Raw genomic sequence first — 2,160 nt, forward strand, 5'->3', positions numbered from 1 at the left:
CTCCGCCTCCCCTCCACCCTCGTCTTCGACTACCCCACCCTCACCACCCTCGCCCACCACCTCGACCAACACATCCAAGGCACCACCACCACCCACACCACCACCACCCACACCACCACCACCGACCACGACCCCATCGTCATCGTCGGCATGGCCTGCCACCTGCCCGGGGGGATCGACTCGCCGCAGCAGCTGTGGCAGGCGGTGCTCGACGGCACCGACGCCATCTCCGAGTTCCCCACCGACCGCGGCTGGGACACGGCGGGGCTCTACGACCCCGACCCCGGCAGCACCGGCAAGACGTACTCCACCCGGGGCGGATTCCTCTCCGGCGCGAGCGAGTTCGACGCCGACTTCTTCGGCATCAGCCCGCGCGAGGCCACCGCCATGGACCCGCAGCAGCGCCTGCTGCTGGAAACCTCCTGGGAGGCCCTGGAGCGCGCCGGCATCGACCCCGCCACCCTGCGCGGCAGCCGCACCGGCGTCTTCGCCGGCCTGATGTACCACGACTACGGCACCTGGCTGTCGGAGGCGACCGAGGACGTCGAGGGCCTGCTGATCACCGGCAGCAGCGGTGGTGTGGCGTCCGGGCGGATCTCCTACCTGCTGGGCCTGGAGGGCCCGGCGATGACGGTGGACACCGCCTGCTCCTCCTCGCTCGTCACGCTCCACCTCGCCGTCCAGGCCCTGCGCAACGGCGAGTGCTCGCTGGCGCTGGCCGGCGGTGTCACCGTCATGGCGACGCCGACCACCTTCGTGGAGTTCTCCCGCCAGCGCGCCATGTCCCCCGACGGCCGCTGCAAGGCCTTCTCCGACGACGCCGACGGCGCCGGCTGGTCCGAAGGCGTCGGCATGCTCGTCGTCGAACGCCTCTCCGACGCCGAGCGGCTGGGGCACCGGGTGCTGGCGGTGGTGCGTGGTTCGGCGGTCAACCAGGACGGCGCGAGCAACGGCCTCACCGCGCCCAACGGCCCCTCCCAGCAGCGCGTCATCCGTGATGCCCTCGCCAATGCCCGCCTCGCCCCGGCCGATGTCGACCTCGTCGAGGCGCACGGCACGGGCACCGCGCTCGGCGACCCGATCGAGGCGCAGGCCCTGCTGGCCACCTACGGCCAGGAGCACGACGCCGAACGGCCGCTGTGGCTCGGGTCGGTGAAGTCCAACATCGGGCACACCCAGGCGGCGGCGGGTGTCGCGGGTGTGATCAAGATGGTCGAGGCGATGCGCCACGGCGTGATGCCGCGCACCCTGCACGCCGACACCCCCTCCCACCACGTGGACTGGGAGTCCGGCGCGGTCAGTCTGCTCACCGAGCAGCGCGACTGGCCCGAACTCGACCGCCCGCGCCGCTCCGCCGTCTCCTCCTTCGGCATCGGTGGGACCAACGCGCACGTGGTCCTGGAGGCCGCCGCGGAGGAGCCCGCACCGAAGCCGGCCGAGACCGACGCCGCGGGTGAGGGTCCGCTGCCGTGGGTGCTGTCGGCCCGGAGCGAGGCCGCGCTGACCGAGCAGGCCGCGCGCCTGCTGGAGCGGGTCACCGACGGGTCTCCACCGGCGACTCCGCGGGCGTCGTCACCGGCCGGGCCGGATCCACCGGAACGGTGTTCGTGTTCCCGGGCCAGGGTTCGCAGTGGATCGGCATGGCACGTGAACTCCTGGACTTCTCAACGGTGTTCGCCGAGAAGATGACGGAGTGCGCGTTCGCGCTGGAGCCGTTCACGGACGGCTGGTCGCTGCTCGACGTGGTCCGCGACGACGACGCGCACGGCTCCGCAGGAGCGCATCCGGGAACACCTCACGGCCGGTCTGCAGATCGCCGTCGTCAACGGCCCCGAGCAGGTCGTCGTCTCCGGTTCCCCCGAGGAGCTGGACGCCCTCGCCGCACGTTGCGAGGCCGACGGGATCCAGGCGCGGCGGATCGCGGTGGACTACGCCTCCCACTCGCCGCAGGTCGAGGAACTCCGCGAGGAACTCCTCCACCTCCTCGCCCCCGTCGAGCCGCGCACCGGCCACACCCCCCTCATCTCCACCGTCACCGGCGAAGCCATCGACACCGCCACCATGGACGCCGCCTACTGGTTCACCAACCTGCGCGAAACCCTCCTCCACAGCCTCGCCGAAGCCCACACCACCGGCCTCACCATCGACTGGACCCCCTGG

Annotated in this window: 1 pseudogene; it reads left to right on the top strand. The window is 72.1% G+C overall.

The features are described 5' to 3' along the window. Positions 1–2,160: pseudogene (locus tag IF01_RS51865) on the top strand (type I polyketide synthase); the annotation flags it as partial.

The organism is Kitasatospora purpeofusca, from assembly GCF_000718025.1.
Lineage (GTDB): Bacteria > Actinomycetota > Actinomycetes > Streptomycetales > Streptomycetaceae > Kitasatospora > Kitasatospora purpeofusca.